Source organism: Stenotrophomonas sp. YJH_SMC_21 (assembly GCF_059369555.1).
Genome location: NZ_JCAFSU010000001.1, coordinates 82872 through 101049 on the forward strand (window position 1 = coordinate 82872; position 18178 = coordinate 101049).

General features: G+C 64.3%; 14 protein-coding genes. 11 read left to right on the top strand and 3 right to left on the bottom strand.

Annotated features, from left to right (window positions below):
• The first annotated feature begins 1 nt into the window (after position 1).
• Genes AC5P67_RS00385 through leuB form a run of 4 tightly spaced genes read left to right on the top strand, consistent with a single transcriptional unit; the run spans position 2 to position 3889 of the window.
• Positions 2-781 (top strand): class I SAM-dependent methyltransferase, encoded by a 780-nt coding sequence (locus tag AC5P67_RS00385; protein ID WP_005410951.1) that lies wholly within the window; start codon positions 2-4, stop codon positions 779-781.
• A gap of 60 nt (positions 782-841) precedes the next feature.
• Entirely contained in the window at positions 842-2260 is a 1419-nt protein-coding gene (gene leuC, locus AC5P67_RS00390) for a 3-isopropylmalate dehydratase large subunit (RefSeq protein WP_043034057.1), read from the top strand.
• A complete protein-coding gene (gene leuD, locus AC5P67_RS00395; protein WP_005410953.1) occupies positions 2260-2838 on the top strand; it encodes a 3-isopropylmalate dehydratase small subunit in 579 nt (192 codons plus the stop codon). The genes leuC and leuD overlap by 1 nt, the downstream gene beginning before the upstream one ends.
• Complete coding sequence (gene leuB, locus AC5P67_RS00400) at positions 2828-3889, top strand: 3-isopropylmalate dehydrogenase (protein WP_005410954.1); 1062 nt, start codon at positions 2828-2830, stop codon at positions 3887-3889. The genes leuD and leuB overlap by 11 nt, the downstream gene beginning before the upstream one ends.
• Before the next feature lie 101 nt (positions 3890-3990).
• Here the strand turns inward: leuB and AC5P67_RS00405 are convergent, their stop codons facing one another.
• On the bottom strand, positions 3991-4764 hold the full coding sequence (locus tag AC5P67_RS00405; protein WP_005414410.1) for an SDR family oxidoreductase: 774 nt from the start codon (positions 4762-4764) through the stop codon (positions 3991-3993).
• 117 nt (positions 4765-4881) lie between these two features.
• On the opposite strand from AC5P67_RS00405, the gene AC5P67_RS00410 reads away from it, so the two are divergent.
• The gene (locus AC5P67_RS00410) at positions 4882-5787 is read left to right on the top strand and encodes a LysR family transcriptional regulator (protein ID WP_495214255.1); all 906 of its coding nucleotides are present in this window, start codon (positions 4882-4884) and stop codon (positions 5785-5787) included.
• Positions 5788-5868: 81 nt separating this feature from the next.
• Here the strand turns inward: AC5P67_RS00410 and AC5P67_RS00415 are convergent, their stop codons facing one another.
• Entirely contained in the window at positions 5869-9030 is a 3162-nt protein-coding gene (locus AC5P67_RS00415; protein ID WP_005410957.1) for an efflux RND transporter permease subunit, read from the bottom strand.
• Positions 9031-9034: 4 nt separating this feature from the next.
• Complete coding sequence (locus AC5P67_RS00420) at positions 9035-10165, bottom strand: efflux RND transporter periplasmic adaptor subunit (protein ID WP_005410958.1); 1131 nt, start codon at positions 10163-10165, stop codon at positions 9035-9037.
• A gap of 117 nt (positions 10166-10282) precedes the next feature.
• Between AC5P67_RS00420 and AC5P67_RS00425 the strand changes: the two genes are divergently transcribed.
• The 6 genes from AC5P67_RS00425 (at position 10283) to gmtX (ending at position 18085) form a co-directional block, all read left to right on the top strand.
• The gene (locus AC5P67_RS00425) at positions 10283-10963 is read left to right on the top strand and encodes a TetR/AcrR family transcriptional regulator (protein WP_005410959.1); all 681 of its coding nucleotides are present in this window, start codon (positions 10283-10285) and stop codon (positions 10961-10963) included.
• 136 nt (positions 10964-11099) lie between these two features.
• Positions 11100-11747, top strand: a complete 648-nt coding sequence (locus AC5P67_RS00430; protein ID WP_005414414.1) for a protein-L-isoaspartate O-methyltransferase family protein — start codon at positions 11100-11102, stop codon at positions 11745-11747.
• Positions 11748-11763: 16 nt separating this feature from the next.
• A complete protein-coding gene (locus AC5P67_RS00435) occupies positions 11764-13122 on the top strand; it encodes a TolC family outer membrane protein (RefSeq protein ID WP_005410961.1) in 1359 nt (452 codons plus the stop codon).
• 294 nt (positions 13123-13416) lie between these two features.
• Positions 13417-14808, top strand: a complete 1392-nt coding sequence (gmtY, locus tag AC5P67_RS00440) for a gamma-mobile-trio recombinase GmtY (protein ID WP_049417540.1) — start codon at positions 13417-13419, stop codon at positions 14806-14808.
• Between the two features lie 2 nt (positions 14809-14810).
• A complete protein-coding gene (gene gmtZ / locus AC5P67_RS00445; RefSeq protein ID WP_049417539.1) occupies positions 14811-17408 on the top strand; it encodes a gamma-mobile-trio integrase GmtZ in 2598 nt (865 codons plus the stop codon).
• Complete coding sequence (gene gmtX / locus AC5P67_RS00450) at positions 17405-18085, top strand: gamma-mobile-trio protein GmtX (protein ID WP_049417537.1); 681 nt, start codon at positions 17405-17407, stop codon at positions 18083-18085. Before gmtZ ends, gmtX begins: the two co-directional genes overlap by 4 nt.
• The last annotated feature ends 93 nt before the right edge of the window (positions 18086-18178 follow it).

Sequence of the window (18178 nt, forward strand, 5' to 3'; positions counted from 1 at the left end):
CATGAGCGCCTTCGACACCTTCACCCCGGCCAGCGCCGCTGGCCAGCAGTGGAACGCCCAGGACTATGCGATCGACGCCGGCTTCGTCCCGCTGCTCGGCGGCGCGGTCTCGCGCCTGCTCGACCCGCGCGCCGGTGAGCGCATCCTCGACCTGGGCTGTGGCGATGGCGTACTCAGTACCGAACTGGCGCTGAGCGGCGCACGCATCCACGGCGTGGATGCTTCGCCGGAACTGGTGGTCGCCGCCCGCGCACGCGGTGTCGACGCGCAGGTGATGGACGGCCACGCGCTGTCGTTCGACAGCGAGTTCGATGCAGTGTTCAGCAATGCCGCACTGCATTGGATGACGACTCCGGACCGCGTGCTGGAAGGCGTGCGCCGCGCCCTGCGCCCCGGCGGCCGCTTTGTCGCCGAATTCGGTGGCCACGGCAACGTGGCCACGATCATCGCGGCGGTACAGGCCGCGCGCGTGGCCCACGGCCATGGCGCCAGCACCTTCCAGTGGTATTTCCCGACCGCCGATGCCTACGCCGACCGCCTGCGCCAGCATGGCTTCCAGGTGCAACTGATCGAGTGCACGCCGCGCCCGACCGCACTGCCGACCGGCGTGGCCGGCTGGCTGCGGGTCTTCGCTGCACCACTGCTGGACGACCTGCCGGCCGAGGCCCGCGCTACCGTGCGCGAGGCCGCCACCGCGTTGCTGGCCGAGCTGCCGCGCAATGCCGCCGGCCAGCCGCTGGCCGACTACGTGCGCCTGCGCGTGCTCGCCCGCCGTCGCTGACTTGACCGTTCCGTTTCCTTTACTGATGTTCGCTATTTCGTACTTCTGCCAGGCATACGCATGACTTCCGCACCCCGCACCCTGTACGACAAACTGTGGGACGCCCACGTGGTGGTTCCCGAAACCGACAGCGCCCCCGCCGTGCTGTACATCGACCTGCACCTGATCCACGAGGTGACCTCGCCGCAGGCGTTCACCGAACTGCGCGAGCGCGGCCTGTCGCCGCGCCGGCCGGACCGCACCAAGGCGACGATGGACCACTCCACGCCAACCCTGCCGCCTGCCGCCGACGGCACGTTGCCCTACGCCAGCGCTGCGTCCGAAGCGCAGGTCGCCACCCTGGCACGCAACTGCGCCGAACACGGCATCGAACTGTTCGACATGGCCTCGGACAACCGCGGCATCGTCCACGTGATCGCGCCGGAACAAGGCTTCACCCAGCCCGGCATGACCATCGTCTGCGGCGACAGCCACACCTCCACCCACGGTGCGTTCGGTTCACTGGCCTTCGGCATCGGCACCAGTGAAGTCGGCCACGTGCTGGCCACGCAGTGCCTGCTGCAGCGCAAGGCGAAGACCTTCGCGATCACCGTCGATGGCCCGCTGGCGCCCGGCGTCGGCGCCAAGGACGTGGTCCTGCACATCATCGGCGTGATCGGCGTCAACGGCGGCACCGGCCACGTCATCGAGTTCCGTGGCAGCACCATCGAAGCGATGGACATGGAACAGCGCATGACCCTGTGCAACATGTCGATCGAGGCGGGTGCGCGTGCCGGCATGGTGGCGCCGGACCAGGTCACCTTCGACTTCGTCGCCGCTACGCCGCGCGGGCCGAAGGGCGCCGATTTCGACGCCGCCGTGGCGCGCTGGCAGCAGCTGCGCAGCGATGAGGGCGCGCGTTTCGACAGCGAAGCGCACATTGACGCCGCCGACATCCGCCCGACCCTGACCTGGGGTACCCATCCGGGCACGGCTATCGCGGTGGATGCGCCGATTCCGGCGGCCAACGATGCCGCCGCACAGAAGGGCCTGGACTACATGCATTTCCAGGCCGGCAAGGCGCTGGCCGGAACGCCGGTGGACGTGGTGTTTGTCGGTTCGTGCACCAACGGTCGGCTGAGCGACATGCGCGAAGTGGCGCAGGTACTGCGCGGTCGTCGCGTCGCTGACCGGGTGCGCATGCTGGTGGTGCCGGGCTCGGAGATCGTCAAGCGCGAAGCCGAGGCCGAAGGCATCCACGAGATCGTGCGCGCGGCCGGTGCCGAGTGGCGCGAGCCGGGCTGCTCGATGTGCATCGCCATGAACGGCGATCTGGTCGCACCCGGGCAGCTGGCCGTGAGCACCAGCAACCGCAATTTCGAAGGCCGCCAGGGCCCTGGTTCGCGCACGCTGCTGGCCTCGCCGATGAGCGCGGCGTGGGCCGCGGTGAACGGGCACGTCGCCGATACCCGCGAACTGTTCGCACAGGAGGTGGCGTGATGGCCGGTTTCCGTACCCTGACCTCGGCCAGCGTGGTGCTGCGCCAGACCAACATCGACACCGACCAGATCATTCCGGCGCGGTTCCTGTCCACCACCGAACGCGCCGGCCTGGGCCGCAACGCGTTCAATGACTGGCGCTGGCAGGCCGACGGTTCGCCGGTGGCCGACTTCGCCTTCAACCAGCCGCACAACGCCGGCCGCAGCATCCTGCTGGCGGGCCGCAACTTCGGCTGCGGTTCTTCGCGCGAGCATGCACCGTGGGCATTGACCGATCTGGGCCTGCGCGCCATCGTCAGCAGCGAGATCGCCGACATCTTCCGCGGCAACTCGCTGAAGAACGGACTGCTGCCAATCGTGCTGGACGAAGCCGACGTGCAGGCGCTGATGCAGCGCCCGGACGACGAGCTGACCATCGACGTGGCCGCGCGTGAGCTGCGCACGCCCGATGGGCGCGTCTATTCCTTCCCGCTGGATGGCTTCTCGCAGACCTGCCTGCTGGAAGGCGTCGACCAGTTGGGGTATCTGTTGGGCCGTGTCCCTGAAATCGAACGCTACGAGAGTGAGCATGCACGCTGAAATTGTTGTCCTGCCCGGTGATGGCATCGGCCCGGAAGTGGCCGCCGCGGCAGTCGCCGTCCTGAAGTCTGTCGCCACGCGCTTCAACCACACCTTCACCTTCAGCGAGCACGACATCGGTGGCATCGCCATCGACCGCCACGGCGAGCCGCTGCCGGCCTCTACGTTGACTGCCTGCCAAGCCGCCAACGCGGTGCTGCTGGGTGCGGTCGGCGGCCCGAAGTGGTCCGATCCCAACGCCAAGGTGCGCCCGGAACAGGGCCTGCTGGCGATCCGCAAGGCGCTGGGCCTGTATGCCAACCTGCGCCCGGTGCGTACCCACGAAGCCGCACTGCACGCCTCGCCGATCAAGGCCGAGCTGCTGCAGGGCGTGGACTTCGTCGTGGTACGCGAACTGACCGGTGGCATCTACTTCGGCGACAAGACCCGCGACGCCGACAGCGCCAGCGACCTGTGCCGCTACACCGTGGCCGAGATCGAACGCGTGCTGCGCAGTGCCTTCCGCCTGGCCCGGCAGCGCCGCGGCAAGGTCACCTCGGTGGACAAGGCCAACGTGCTGGAGACCTCGCGCCTGTGGCGTGACGTGGCCGCGCGCATCGGCCGCGAGGAATTCCCGGACGTTGCACTGGAGCACCAGCTGGTCGATTCCATGGCCATGCACCTGCTGGCCAAGCCGCGCGAGTACGACGTGATCGTGACCGAGAACATGTTCGGCGACATCCTCACCGACGAAGCCTCGATGCTGGCCGGCTCGCTCGGCCTGCTGCCGTCGGCCTCGCTGGGCGAACCCGGTGCAGTCGGCATCTACGAGCCCATCCATGGTTCGGCCCCGGACATCGCTGGCAAGGGCATCGCCAATCCGTACGCGACGATCTTCAGCGCCGCGATGCTGCTGCGCCATTCGCTGGGGTTGGAAACGGAAGCCGCTGCGGTGGAAGCCGCCGTGCACGCCGTGCTGGACGATGGCGTGTTCACCGCCGATCTGGCCGCCAAGGGCCAGGCGGTGAGCACGGCAGCCGCCACCGACGCGGTGCTGGCCAAACTCAACTGATCCGATAGCGCCACGCCACGCGTGGCGCCTCTCCCTTCGCACATTGCGGGCCGCCACCCATGGGGTGGCTCTACTGTAGAGCCACGCCATGCGTGGCTGCATTATTTGGTGGTGTACCCACCATTGACCAGGATGGTCTGCCCGGTCATCCACCAGCCATCGGTGACCAGGAAGCGGATCCACGGCACGATGTCGGCGATGTCGGTCAGTCCGGTACGGGTGAACGCCGAGAGCGCGGCCGCGGTCTTGTGGTACGCCTGCGCATCGGCACTCTCGGCGGGATAGAAGAACGGCGTGTCCATCGGACCCGGGCCGATCGCAGTCACCGAGATGCCGCGCTCACCGAACTCCTTCGATGCGGCGCGGGTGAAATGCTCGACCGGCGCCTTGGTGCCGGCATAGCTGGAATAGAACGGCGTGAACGCACCCAGCAGTGAGGTGACCAGAGTGCAGATGCGGCCACCGTCGTTGACGTGGCGTCCAGCCTCCTTGAGGAAGAAGAACGCGGCCTTGGCGTTGACCGCGCTCATCTCGTCGTACTCCGCTTCGCTGATCTCCAGCAGCGGCTTCTTCAGCACCTTGCCGACCGTATTGATGGCGATGTCGGGACGGCCGACTGCGGCCACGGCATCGGCGAACAAGCGCTCCATCGCTGCCGCCGACGTCAGGTCGCCCTGCAGGGCAACGGCCTTGCTGCCAGCGGCCTGTACGGCGGCCACGGTCGCCTCTGCATCGGCCTGGGTGGCGGCGCTGTTGTAGTGGATGACGATGGCTTTGGCGCCCTGGCTGGCGAAGTCGCGGGCGATCAGTCCGCCCAGGTTCTTGGCGCCACCGGCGATCAGCACGGTCTTGCCCTTGAGGGAATGGTCGGTCATGGCCTCGGTCTCGGAAGTGGGCTGTCCGGGGTGGCAACCCTGCCCTGACGACGATATCGTGCAGAAAATGCGGATAAAGCCCGCCGCATTGACTTAACCTTCCAGAGCCAGCGAACAATGGACCGGATCGATCGCTTCCGCATCTTCACCCGGGTGGTGGAGTGCGCCAGCTTCACCCGCGCCGCCGACCAGCTCGGCCTGCCCCGCTCCACCGTCTCGGCAGCCATTGCGGAGCTGGAGCAGCGTCTCGGTACCCGCCTGCTGCAGCGTTCGACCCGCAGGGTGTCGACCACCCACGACGGCGACGTGTTCCATGCCCGCTGCCTGCGCCTGATCGCCGAGGTTGAAGACGCCGAATCGCTGTTCCGGCAGGACGATGCGCAGCCGGTGGGTCTGCTGAAGATCGACGTGCCCAGTCGCATCGGCCGCCGCATCATCGCCCCGGCGCTGCCCGACTTCTTCGCGCGCCATCCGCAGGTGGAAGTCGACCTGGGCATGACCGACCGCGCGGTGAACCTGATCGAAGACGGCTGCGATGCGGTGCTGCGGGTCGGCCAGCTGGGCGATTCCAGCCTGGTGGCCCGCACGCTGGGCCAGCTGGACTTCGTCAACGTTGCCGCGCCGGCCTACCTGCGCGAGTACGGTGTGCCGCAGCAACCTGCCGACCTGCAGCAGCACCGGGCGGTGAACTACGCGTCGCCGACCACGGCGCGGGTGGAACCGTGGGAGTGGCAGGAGGGTACGCAGCTACGCACATTGCCGATGCCCGGCTGGGTGCGGGTGAACAGTGCCGAGGCATCGATTGCGTGCTGCGTGGCGGGGCTGGGGCTGCTGCAGATTCCGCGCTACGACGTACAGGCCGAACTGCAGTCAGGCGCATTGGTGGAGGTGATGCCGCAGTACGTGGCGCAGCCGTTACCGGTGACCCTGCTGCAGCCGCACCGGCAGCACCGCGCGCAACGCGTGCAGGTGTTCATCGAATGGCTGCTGCCGGTGCTACGGAGCGGCCTGCAGCTACAGTAGATCCACGCCATGCGTGGATGCGTGCCGCAGTGCCAACCAAGGTTGGCACCTACCAGGGCGGTGGTCGCAGAATCCGGGGCATTACGCCCCGGATTCGTCCGGCTTCACCCGGAACCATGCCGCATACAGCGCTGGCAGGAACACCAGGGTCAGCACCGTGCCGACGATCAGGCCGCCCATGATCGAGATCGCCATCGAGCCATAGAACGCGCTGCGCGACAGCGGAATCATCGCCAGCACGGCCGCCAGCGCGGTCAGTACGATCGGGCGGAAGCGGCGCACCGTCGCGTCGATGATCGAATGCCAGCGGTCATGCCCGGCATCGATGTCCTGCTGGATCTGGTCGATCAGGATCACCGAGTTGCGCATGATCATGCCGGCCAGCGCGATCGTGCCCAGCAGTGCCACGAAGCCGAACGGCGCGCGGAACAGCAGCAGGAACAACGTCGCGCCGATGATGCCCAGCGGCGCGGTCACCAGCACCATCGCCGCACGCGAGAAGCTGCGCAGCTGCAGCATCAGCAGCGTGGCCACCACCACCAGGAACAGCGGCATGCCGGCCTTGATCGAGTTCTGGCCACGTGCCGAATCCTCCACGGTACCGCCGGTTTCCAGCAGGTAACCGTTCGGCAGCTCGGCACGGATGCCATCCAGCGTCGGCAGGATCTGATGCACCACGTCCAGCGGCTGCATGCCATCGCTGATGTCGGCACGCACGGTCACCGTCGGCAGGCGGTTGCGGTGCCAGATGATGCCGTCCTCGAAGCCGTACTCCATCGTCGCCACCTGCGACAGCGTGATGCTGCCGCCGTTGGCGGTCGGCATCGACAGGCTGGACAGCAGCTCCAGCTGGTTGCGCTCATCGGCCGGGCCACGCAGCAGCATCTCGATCTGGCGGTTGCCTTCGCGGTACACGCTCACCGACTGCCCGGCCAGCGAACTGGACAGGAACTGGCTGACCTGGGCACTGCTCACGCCCAGCGCCCGCGCACGCTCCTGGTCGATCACCAGCCGCACCACCTTGCTCGGCTCGCTCCAGTCCAGGTTGACGTTCATCACGTGCGGGTTCTCGCGCACCTTGGCTTCGACCTGGCGCGCGATCGCCTGCACCTTCTCGATGTGCTCGCCGGAAATGCGCATCTGCACCGGATAGCCGACCGGCGGGCCGTTCTCCAGGCGGGTCACGCGCATCTGCACGTCCGGGAACTTCGGAATCACCTCGTGCAGCAGCCAGTCACGTGTGCTTTCGCGCGCCTTGATGTCCTTGGCCAGTACCACGAACTGGGCGAAGTTAGTGGCCGGCAGCTGCTGGTCCAGCGGCAGGTAGAAGCGCGGCGAACCGGTGCCCACGTAGGACACGTAGTTGGCGATGCCCTCGCGGCTGGACAGCAGCTTCTCCAGCTTCTCGGCCTGGGCCTGGGTCGAGCGCAGCGATGCGCCCTCGGCCAGCTCGATGTCCACCATCAGTTCCGGCCGGGTCGAATCCGGGAAGAACTGCTGCGGCACGAAGCGGAACATCATCAGCGAGAACACGAACAGGGCAATGGTCGCGGCAATCACCCACCAGCGGTGGCGCAGGCAGCCATCGAGGAAGCGACGGAAGCTGCGGTAGAACGGGCGCTGGTACGGATCGTGGTCGTGCCCGTGCTGCGGCGGCGCGATCAGGTTGGCCAGCGCCGGATAGCGGTCGGCCCACTGCTGGCGCTTGGCATGCCAGCGCGCGGACACGCTGCCCGGCTTCGGCGGCTGCGGATTGAACAGGTCCGGCAGCATCTTGTCGCCCAGGTACGGGATGAACAGCACCGCCGCGATCCACGACACCACCAGCGCGATGGTCACCACCTGGAACAGCGAACGCGTGTACTCACCGGTGCTCGAGGCCGCCGTAGCGATGGGCAGGAAGCCGGCCGCCGTGATCAGCGTGCCGGTCAGCATCGGGAACGCGGTGGATTCCCAGGCGAAACTGGCCGCGCGCAGGCGGTCGTAACCCTGCTCCATCTTGGTGGCCATCATCTCCACCGCGATGATCGCATCGTCCACCAGCAGGCCCAGCGCCAGCACCAGTGCACCCAGCGAAATCTTGTGCAGGCCGATGTCGAAGTAGTGCATGACGAAGAAGGTCATCGCCAGCACCAGTGGAATGGTCACGCCCACCACCAGGCCGGTGCGCAGGCCCAGCGAGAAGAAACTGACCAGCAGCACGATCACCACCGCTTCGGTCAGCACCTGCACGAACTCGCCGACCGACTCTTCCACCGACTGCGGCTGGTCGGACACCTTGCGCAGCTGCATGCCCGCCGGCAGGGTCTTCTGCAGGCGCTCGAACTCGGCATCGAGATTGGCGCCGAGCTTGAGGATGTCACCGCCATCCTTCATCGCCACTGCCAGGCCGATGGCCTCTTCACCCATGAAGCGCATCTTCGGCGACGCCGGATCGGCGAAGCCACGCTTGACCTCGGCGATGTCGCCCAGGTGCACGGTGCGGTCACCGGCGCGGATCGGGAACTGGCGGATCGCTTCGATGTCGTTGAACTGGCCGGTCACGCGCAGCTGCACGCGGTCGGTGGCGGTCTCGAAGAAGCTGGTGCCGGTGACCGCATTCTGGTCGGCCAGCGCCTGCTGTACCTGCTGCATCGACACACCCAGCGTGGCCAGGCGGGTGTTGGACAGCTCGATCCACACCTTCTCGTCCTGCAGGCCGACCAGGTCGATCTTGCCGACATCGGGCACGCGCTGCAGTTCCAGCTGGATGCGGTCGGCGTAGTCGCGCATCACCGCGTAGTCGAAGCCCTTGCCGGTCAACGCATAGATGTTGCCGTAGGTGTCGCCGAACTCATCGTTGAAGAACGGACCGACGATCTCGCGCGGCAGCGTCGCACGGATGTCGCCCACGCGCTTGCGCACCTGGTACCACAGGTCCGGGATCTGCCTGGAACGCAGGCTGTCGCGGGCCATGAAGATGACCTGCGATTCGCCGGGGCGCGAATAGGAGCGGATGAACTCGTACTCGCCGGTGTTCATCAGCGCCTTCTCGATCGGCTCGGTCACCTGCCGCGAGACCTGTTCGGCGGTGGCGCCCGGCCACAGCGTGCGCACCACCATCGCCTTGAAGGTGAATGGTGGATCCTCGGACTGGCCCAGATGCTTGTACGACCACGCGCCGATCAAGGCGAAGGCGAGCATCGCAAACAGCACCAGCGGGCGATTGGCCAGCGCCCACTCGGAAAGATTGAAGCGGCGCACCGGCTTACTCCTTGGCCTTGGCGGCAGCGGCCGGCGCGGCCGGCTTCAGCACCGGGCGGTTCTGCCGGTCCACGGCGATCACCGGCTGGCCCGCTCGCAGCAGGTGGCCACCGGCGGCAACCACCCAGTCACCCGCGTTCACGCCGGACAGCACCGGCACGGTCTCGCTGCCAAACGCACCGGTGGTGACCGAGGCGGCCTTCAGCGTGCTGTTGGCCGGATCGACCACCCACACGCTGGCGGCACCGTTGGCACCGCGCTGCAGCGCGCCCAGCGGCAGCTGCAGGGTGCCGTGGCGACCGGCGCTGCTGTAGACGCGTGCGCTCTGGCCCAGTTCGACATCGGCCAGCGCATCGGCGGCCAGGCTGACGCGGGTGGCATAGGTGCGTGCCTGCGGATCGGCGGCGGCGGCGATCTCGCGGATCGTACCGGGCAGGCGCTGGCCCGGGCGGTTCCACAGTTCCACCTCGACCGGCTGGCCGACCGCGTAGTCGCGGATGGTCGCCTCGGGCAGGTCGATCAGCACTTCGCGGCCGCCATCGGCGGCCAGGTTGAAGATGGTCTGGCCGGCGGACACCACCTGCCCGGCTTCGGCCTCGCGGCTGGCGATCACGCCATCGGCCGGCGCGCGCAGCTGCGCGTAGTCGGCCTGGTTGCGCAGCACATCGAGGTTGGCGCGGGCCGCATTGGCCTGGCCCTGCGCGGCCTTGAACGCCGCGGACTGCTGGTCCAGCTGCGAGCGGCTGACCAGTTGCTGGTCGGCCAGCACCTGGTAGCGCTTCAGGTCATCGCGGGCACGCACCAGGTCGGCCTCGGCCGCAGCCAGCTGCGCCTGTGAGGCACGGGCCTGCAGCGCGAAGTCAGCCACGTCCAGTTCGGCCAGCACGTCGCCCTTCTTCACCCGCTGGCCGGCATCGACGTGGCGCTTGACCAGGTTGCCTCCGACGCGGAACGACAGCGGGCTTTCCTGACGGGCACGCACCGTGCCCGGGAATGCCGCCGGCGCCTGTCCGGCCTGTTCGCCGGGGTGAACCACCAGTACCGGCACGGCCGCCTGCGGCGCCTGTTCCTGTCCCGAACAGGCTGCCAGCGCAGCCACCCACACCATACCGCCCATCCAGCGCACGATCTTCATCGGTCAACGTCCTGAAAACGCAGGGTTGCAACAAGGGGGAGCCGCGACTGCCGGCCCAATTTAATAAACCGGCCGGTATAGTATAAATATCGAACCGCTTGGTCTAGTATTGTTGCGATGAGTTCTTCCACTTCCCGCAAGCCGTCGGCCAAGCCCGCTGCCAAGGCCGCCGGACCCGGGCGCCCCAAGGATCTGGGCAAGCGCGCGGCGATCCTTGAAGCAGCCAAGGTACTGTTCATCGAACAGGGGTATACCGGCGTGAGCATGGACGCCATTGCCGCCCAGGCCGGCGTCTCGAAGCTGACCGTGTACAGCCACTTCGGCGACAAGGAGACCCTGTTCTCCGAGGCCGTGCAGTCAAAGTGCATTGAAATGCTGCCCGATGCCCTGTTCGTGGCCGACGCGGACGGCCCGCTGCGCGACCAGCTGATCGGCATCGGCCTGGCCTTCTTCGAACTGATCACTTCCGATGCGGCGATCTCGATCCAGCGCATGATGATGGCGCCGGAGACCGACGAACGCCTGCGCGAGCTGTTCTGGAAGGCAGGACCGGAACGTACCTGCGAGGCCCTGGCTGACTTCCTGCGGGCACGCGCCGAGCGCGGCGAGCTGGAAATCACCGACTATTCGCTGGCTGGCGAGCAGTTCCTGACCCTGGTCAAGGGCGAAGTGCACATGCATATGATGTGTGGCATGCCACTGTCACCGGTGGAGTGCGACCCTCTTGCCCACGTGACCGCCAGCATCGACTTCTTCCTGCGCGCCTATGCGCCGCGAGGGGCCGGGACGGCTGAATAACCAAAACTGAACGAACCGGAGGTCGCGATGACTTCCGGCACTGCGACCCCGGCCACCCGGCAGCTGATGCTCTGGGCGCGCCGCCGGCCTCCGGCACCGGTAAAATGGCCGGCCCACTGCGCTGGATTTGAACCTCATGACGATTGATTACGCCCACGCCCGCGAACTGATGGTGGAACAGCAGATCCGTCCCTGGGACGTGCTGGACATCAAGGTGCTCGACGTTCTGGCCCGCCTGCCGCGCGAGGCTTTTGTCGCCGATGCACACCGGGCGCTGGCCTACGCCGATGTCGAACTGCCGATCGGCCACGGCCAGAAGATGATGAAGCCGGTCATCGAGGGCCGTACCCTGCAGGCACTGGATCTGCAGCCGGGTGACGAAGTGCTGGAAATCGGCACCGGCAGCGGCTTCCTGTCCGCCTGCATCGGCGCGCTCGCGCGCGACGTGCTGAGCCTGGAGATCGACCCGGAGCTGGCCGCCGCCGCGCGTGCCCGCCTGGACGCCTCCGGCCTGGGCACCAACGTCCGCGTGGAAGTGGCTGACGCCCTGTCCTGGCAGACCGAACGCCGCTTTGACGTGATCTGTGTCACTGGTGCGGTCGACGTGGTGCCGTCACAGTTCGCCTCGTGGCTGCGTCCGGGTGGTCGCCTGTTCGTGATCCACGGCCGCTCGCCGGCGATGGAGGCCCTGCTGGTCAAGGCCGACGGCAGCACCGAGTCCCTGTTCGAGACCGATATCGATTACCTGCGTGGTGCCGCCCCGGCACCCCAGTTCCACCTCTGAGTCCAAGGAAGCCGCAATGATCCGCCGATCCCTCGCTGTTGCGCTGGCCACTGCCCTGCTGCCGTTGTCTGCCCATGCCGCCGACCTGCTGCAGGTCTACGAAATGGCACGCAACGGCGATCCGCAGCTGTCCGCCGCCGAATCGACCCGGCTGGTCGACAAGGAAGGCGCCGTGCAGGCGCGCGCCGCCCTGCTGCCGCAGATCAACGGCCAGGCCACGCTGAACCGCACGCGCAGCGAGCCGAACGCCGACATCAACTCCGGCTCGTTCACCAACAAGCGCCGCAATTACACGATCGATGGCAGCCAGACGCTGTTCAACTGGACCCAGATCAACAACCTGCGTTCGCAGCGTGAGCTGAGCAAGGCGGCGGACTTCACCCTCGAATCTGCCAACGACAGCCTGATCGTGCGCACCTCGGCGGCCTACTTCAACGTGCTGGTGGCGATCGAATCGCTGAACGCCGCACAGACCAATGAAGCGGCTGCGAAGAAGCAGTTCGACTTCGCCGACAAGCGCCTGGAAGTGGGCCTGGCGCCGATCACCGACGTGCACGAAGCACGCGCCCAGTACGACCAGGCGCGTGCCAACACCATCGTTGCGCAGAACACCCTGGCCGATAACTACCAGGCCCTGACCGAACTGACCGGCCAGCCGGTGGTCAACCTGCGCGGCCTGCCGGCCGACTTCCGTCCGGAAGTGCCGGCCAACCGTGGCAACATCGATGAGCTGGTGCACCAGGCCACCACCCAGAATCCGGCGCTGAAGGCGCAGGAACTGAAGGTGAGCGCCGCCGAAGCCGGCGTGCAGGCCGCGCGTGGTGGCCACTACCCGACCCTGTCGCTGGGCGGCAGCTGGGGCAAGACCGCGACCTGGGGCGACAGCACCGGCTCCGGCTCGCTGTCCCCCGACGCCCGCACCAACAGCATCGGCCTGACCCTGAACGTGCCGATCTTCGCCGGCGGTGCTACCCAGTCCGGCGTGCGCCAGGCACTGGCCCAGCGTGACATTGCCCAGGACGGCTACGAGCAGCAGAAGCGTGCCCTGGACCGCAACACCCGCAATGCCTACCAGACCCTGGTACAGGGCATCAGCGAAGTGGAAGCCCGCCGCCTGGCGGTGGTCTCGGCACAGAGCGCCTATGACGCCTCGCAGGTCGGCCTGGAAGTCGGTACCCGTACCGTGCTGGACGTGATCCAGAACCAGCGCATCCTGTTCTCGGCGCAGCTGGACTACGCCCAGGCCCGTTACACCTTCCTGCAGAACCGCCTGCTGCTGAGCCAGTCGCTGGGTGCGCTGGACGTGGCCGAGCTGCAGGACGTCAACCGCCTGCTGACCCAGGACGCGGGCAACCCGGCAACCACCACGCACTGAGTCGTCAGCCTGCCGGTCACGAAGAAGCCACCCGCGAGTTATTCCCCCCAGCTAAAGATACATAGTTGGGGTGGATTAGCCCCTGGAAACACCCCAGAGCCCCTCTCGTAGGGGCTTTTTTACGCCTAGCGCCCCATGAACTTCTCCCCTAAAATTACATGGTATGTGACTGTGGCGCCTGTTCAGATGCTCCAATGACTGTCGACAACTTGCCGTTGGATGTAGCCAGGCATCCTGATCTCCATCAGTCCCTGAGCGCGATCTACTGGATGCGCGGTCAGATGGCGTAGGTCTATGTTCGTGACCGTGAAGGCCCGCATCTATACAGATGCCACAGGGGCCTATTCTGAGTTGCCCGCACTGCTAACTCCTGCAGGGGTGCTGGAGCCACTTCTTGACTATTGCTTGCACCGTAGCCATGACCGTAGCCTGACGTGGATGTCGAAAGTCACCCGTTCTGTACGGCTGTTCCTGGAGTACCTGCTCTCCAACCCTGCCGAGCGTGACACCTATCGTTTGTTCCAGAACTTTGCGCAGCGGCTGTATACAGGCACCTTCGACCGAAAAACGGGGCTCGATCCGAGCGGTCTTTGTTGGGCTCCACGCGCACCGCAGGATGCCGCGAACATCGTTACCCACTTGACGGACTTCTTTGCGTGGTTAAGCGAGATACGACCTGAAGCTGCTCGGCTGAACCCGCGATATCAAGGTGGGGCCTTCGATCGACAGATAGATGAGGCTGCTTATCAGTTCCGCCGCAGCAAAGCGTTCTTAGGTCACACCTGGGCAGCAAATGCACATCCAACCGAAACTGGACATCGTGTCCGAAGCCAACGCCTGCCGAAGGTGCAGAGCGGGGAGCCTCCCGCCTTTCCCGAAGAGCGATTCGAGGAATTGTTAACGAGAGGATTTCGTGCAGGTAGACGCCAGGACTACCGCGGCATGCTCATTACCTTGCTGTTGCACGGCGCAGGCTTCCGCGAGTCGGAACCCTTCCACCTCTACATTTCGGACGTTTTTCCAGACCCGGGCAACCTAGAGGGGGCAAAAGTGCTCATCCACCATCCGAGCCACGGCTCTGCTCCTAGTGACTGGCGTGACGAACGCGGAAGGGTGCGTAAAGGTACCCGCGCTGAATACCTTTCCCAACAATTCGGCTTGGCGCCTCGCACCTTGGTCATGGATCGGCGCCATGCGGGATGGAAGGGCGGCATGCATGACCAGGCCTACTACAAGCAGGCGTACTGGTTTGTGCCCGAGTATGGCGAATGGTTCCTGCAGTTGTGGCACCGCTATCTGGAACAGGTCGCTCGCATTGATCGCAACCACCCATTCGCCTTTATCAACCTGATCCGCCAGCCCGTGGGTGCCATGTACACGCTGACCCAGTACAACAAGGCACATGCGGCCGCCTGCGAGCGTATCGGGCTCACTGTGGGCAAGGCATTAGGTACTACACCTCACGGCCACCGACATGCCTACGGCCTCCGGCTGCGTACCGCAGGTGTTGAAAAAGCGCATATACGCCGCTTCATGCACCACTCCTCTGAAGCAAGCCAAGAGGTCTATACACAGCCGAGTACCCGTGAAGCGCTGATGGCACTTGAGGCGGCCGCACAACGAATGCGAGATAGGGGACTCAGCACGGCCAATGTGATTGACATAAATCTGAGTTCTGGAATTTAAGGATGACTGAGATCAATAAAGGGGCGAATGCACACCTCAAGAAGAAGGGGGCAGGACGCGAGCAGGACACATCTCTTGGATGGCTCGATCGTGAGCATCCGCACCTAACTGCTTGGCGAATCTTGGCAGTTGAATGGCTGAAAGGCGAGACTCGGGGGCTGCCCAGCAGGCTGAGAGCCTTATCAGCCTTCTTCGATCGCTTCATTGCGCGACAGGGGTTGCCCCACGAACCTAGCGTGTTCCTCGCTCGTAGCACGAGCGTGCCCAACTTCTATCTCACTGCTTGTCCGAACTCTTTTGACGGCATCAAGAACAACAATCACATCAATTCCTTCCTTCAATACGTGCTGCTAAAGGAGTTCAGCGAGGAGACTGACAACGGCCAGTTGGTTGTATCCCCGGCGTTTCACAATCCCGTCCCTCGTATGTCCAGAGAGGGTCTACCCAGGCGTGATGAGAGTGTTCATTCGCCGCTGCCCTATGGATACATCGACGAACTTCGCCAGATTCTTGCTGCTGGACCACACTTCCGCGATTGGCAATGGGCGCAGCAGGCACTGGGGGCGAAAGCTGGTACGCGCGGTAGAACTGCTCCTGACTGGTTTGAGGTAACAGAGGCGCAAATAGATCGAACAGACCCAGATTGCGTATGGCGTATCCGCAAACTCAAGTCGGGATATCGTGGCGGACAGGTTCTGGAGATGTGGAGCCCGGTGCGCTGGGTTGCGCTACTCGTAAAGCTAATCCTGCCACTGCGTACTCACCAGGTACGATTCCTTGATTCCGGCGAAGCCGACACTTGGCGCTTTGAAGCAGGTTCTTGGACGTTGAATCCCAGTCCCCTCGCTGGGGGAAGTGAGCGACGCCCCGTCCAGCTAGGCGTATTTCGACGTAGCCAGCAGCTAGGTGAGAGTGAGTCCTCCGGGGCGGTGCTCTACATCAACACCAATAAGACTGCTGACATGGCGAAGGCTGGTGAGGACAAAGGCTACCTAATGCCGTGGTGCGCAGGTGGGCCGATCCATCAAGACGTCTTCTATTGGCTAGAGAAGATGCGTAACTGGCAGGAAAAGTACAATCCTGTCTCGAGGCGAACAGCCTGGGGAGAGCTCGACGCACGTCACGTCCAAGCAAAAAGCGAGATACAGCTAAGTAGTTATCCGGATGCCTGCTTCTTGTTTAGATTGCCGGAGGAATGCGATGGATCCTCCAATCTACCTCTGCAGCGCGCCGGCCAGCTTGAGGGCTGCTGGTTCCGCCTCCTGTCAGCACTGCAAATCCGCATTGCTGAGCGAGGCGAGACTCACTCTAACGGTGCGCCAATTCAATTCCTTCCGCCTGTGGAGGAACAAAATTGCGGGCTGACCACTCTCTTTCCGCTTCATAGCCTACGCGTTTCGCTCATCACCGCACTGGCCTTAGAAGGACAAGTTCCGTTCCCCGTTCTGCAGAAGCTCGTCGGTCACAGTCGGCTGCTGATGACCCTCTACTATACAAAGCCGGGGCCGACCCATGTTCGCAAGTTGTTGCATAGCGCTGCGGAACGGCTTGAGGCAGGAAAGGAAGTCAGCATTCAGAATTTCCTTCTCGATACGGCTCACGAAGAATTGCTTCAAAAGGCGGTCTGCAATAGCGTCCCTAGCCTCGCCGTGGCCATCCCTCAACATCCCTCCGTACGCAATCCAGTGGGCTGGATGCCAATGCACCATGGGTTGTGCCTGGTTGGAGGCAATACCAGTGAGAATGAGGGCAATAGTGCGATAGGTGGCTGTTACAACGGAGGGGCATACTTGGGATCAGCAACGTCTCAAAAGTACGGACCTGTCCCCGGCGGCAGTCGCAACTGCGTACGCTGCCGCTGGTTTGTGACCGAGCCACATCACCTCCCAGCGCTTGCCGCGCACTTCAACACACTCGCCTATCACTTTGACGAAGCGCGCAACACTTGCCTCACGCGCGAAGAAGAACTTCAGAATATCAAAAGGCAGAAGGCTGACGCTGAGGACAGCGGGCATCCCTTTGTTGCGTTGAACGCACACCGACAGGCAGAGCGGGTGTGGGAAAGCGCCATGAAGCGCTTCAGTGATCTGGCAGAAGACCTGGTGGCTTGCTGGCGTCTAATTGAACGCTGCAAGTTGGCCCTCGGCGATTCGCAAGAAGGCGGTACGCAGTTGATTGCCGCTGGCGAAATGGTTGATGTACAGGCTGTCTTCGAGGAGACAGAGTCAGAACTCCTACAGCTGACGGGCATATGCGATAGCGTTGAGATGTATCCGGATCTTGACCCAGGAAAGGCGGTATTCCGCCGAAGTCAGCTTCTCGATGCCGTGCTCTACAACGATGGCCGACCGCCCTTGTTCATGACGCTCAGCGAACAAGAGCAGCTACTGGCGGGCAATGCGTTCATGCGGCATCTATCTCAGCAGATGGATCCAACCAATCCAATACTCGGCCAACGAGAAGTGATCCGTTTGATGGACGCCGGTGTGCGTCTCAGCCAGCACTTCGACGTCGATCTCTCGCATCTGCTGTCTGTATCTCAACATCCGGCGCAAGGAATCCCTGTCGACCGGGTTCTTCTGGAAGAAGTGAAAGCATGACCGACACAACGAATGTGCACCCCGACGCTGTGCTTGCCGCACTGCTGGCAAAAGGAGGGCGTTCAAATCGGCAGGCGAATCTGGCTAGGATGCATGAGATCTGTAGTAATCAGCACGCCACCGGCTCGCGAGACTTCTCGATTTCAACCATTGGCCGCTTGGCAGAGGCCGAAGGAGTGCTAAAAGGTCGAGCACTCTATAACGCAGCATCCGCCGACTACCGGTCGCTCATTGAGGCTTGGGCGGCCTACGCTGGCCCGCCTCTACCGAGAGTCAAGAAGGTCTTGGCGAGTGATGAATATCTGATGCGTATCGAAGATCCGGCTATTCGATCCATCATGCAGGGCATCATCGCCGAACGTGACAGGCTCAAATCGCAGCTCAATTTGCTGAAGGCCCACACGCAAGTGACAGTTGATCGCCGCCCCCTGGGCGCCACGATCTCGGCGACTGGCGTAGCACCGCCTCTGGCTGTATTCACGCTGTCTGAGCAGTTCACACCATCAGAACGCGAGGCACTCAGGAAAGCGATATCACCAGACTACCTGCAAGAGCGGGGCCTGAAGGAAGGAACTCACGGAGAAATCATCAACGAACGGGGACGGGTCGTGCTTGAGGTTGGCTTTGCAAGAGCGATCCGCAAGATTCTTGGAGATTCGATCACCAAAGGCCGATAGAAAAAGCGCCGACGTCACCGTCGGCGCCTCCACCGTACGATGCATTGCTATGCATCTATACATAGCAATGCAATCGAGTACATCCGTATACGT

Bases quoted from the DNA above. Each gene is read 5' to 3' on its own strand.
- AC5P67_RS00425 (WP_005410959.1), top strand. From the start codon at position 10,283: ATGAGTTCTTCCACTTCCCGCAAGCCGTCGGCCAAGCCCGCTGCCAAG.
- gmtX (WP_049417537.1), top strand. From the start codon at position 17,405: ATGACCGACACAACGAATGTGCACCCCGACGCTGTGCTTGCCGCACTG.
- AC5P67_RS00435 (WP_005410961.1), top strand. From the start codon at position 11,764: ATGATCCGCCGATCCCTCGCTGTTGCGCTGGCCACTGCCCTGCTGCCG.
- gmtZ (WP_049417539.1), top strand. From the start codon at position 14,811: ATGACTGAGATCAATAAAGGGGCGAATGCACACCTCAAGAAGAAGGGG.
- gmtY (WP_049417540.1), top strand. From the start codon at position 13,417: ATGTTCGTGACCGTGAAGGCCCGCATCTATACAGATGCCACAGGGGCC.
- AC5P67_RS00385 (WP_005410951.1), top strand. From the start codon at position 2: ATGAGCGCCTTCGACACCTTCACCCCGGCCAGCGCCGCTGGCCAGCAG.
- AC5P67_RS00405 (WP_005414410.1), bottom strand. From the start codon at position 4,764: ATGACCGACCATTCCCTCAAGGGCAAGACCGTGCTGATCGCCGGTGGC.
- AC5P67_RS00430 (WP_005414414.1), top strand. From the start codon at position 11,100: ATGACGATTGATTACGCCCACGCCCGCGAACTGATGGTGGAACAGCAG.
- AC5P67_RS00420 (WP_005410958.1), bottom strand. From the start codon at position 10,165: ATGAAGATCGTGCGCTGGATGGGCGGTATGGTGTGGGTGGCTGCGCTG.
- leuD (WP_005410953.1), top strand. From the start codon at position 2,260: ATGGCCGGTTTCCGTACCCTGACCTCGGCCAGCGTGGTGCTGCGCCAG.
- leuC (WP_043034057.1), top strand. From the start codon at position 842: ATGACTTCCGCACCCCGCACCCTGTACGACAAACTGTGGGACGCCCAC.
- AC5P67_RS00410 (WP_495214255.1), top strand. From the start codon at position 4,882: ATGGACCGGATCGATCGCTTCCGCATCTTCACCCGGGTGGTGGAGTGC.
- leuB (WP_005410954.1), top strand. From the start codon at position 2,828: ATGCACGCTGAAATTGTTGTCCTGCCCGGTGATGGCATCGGCCCGGAA.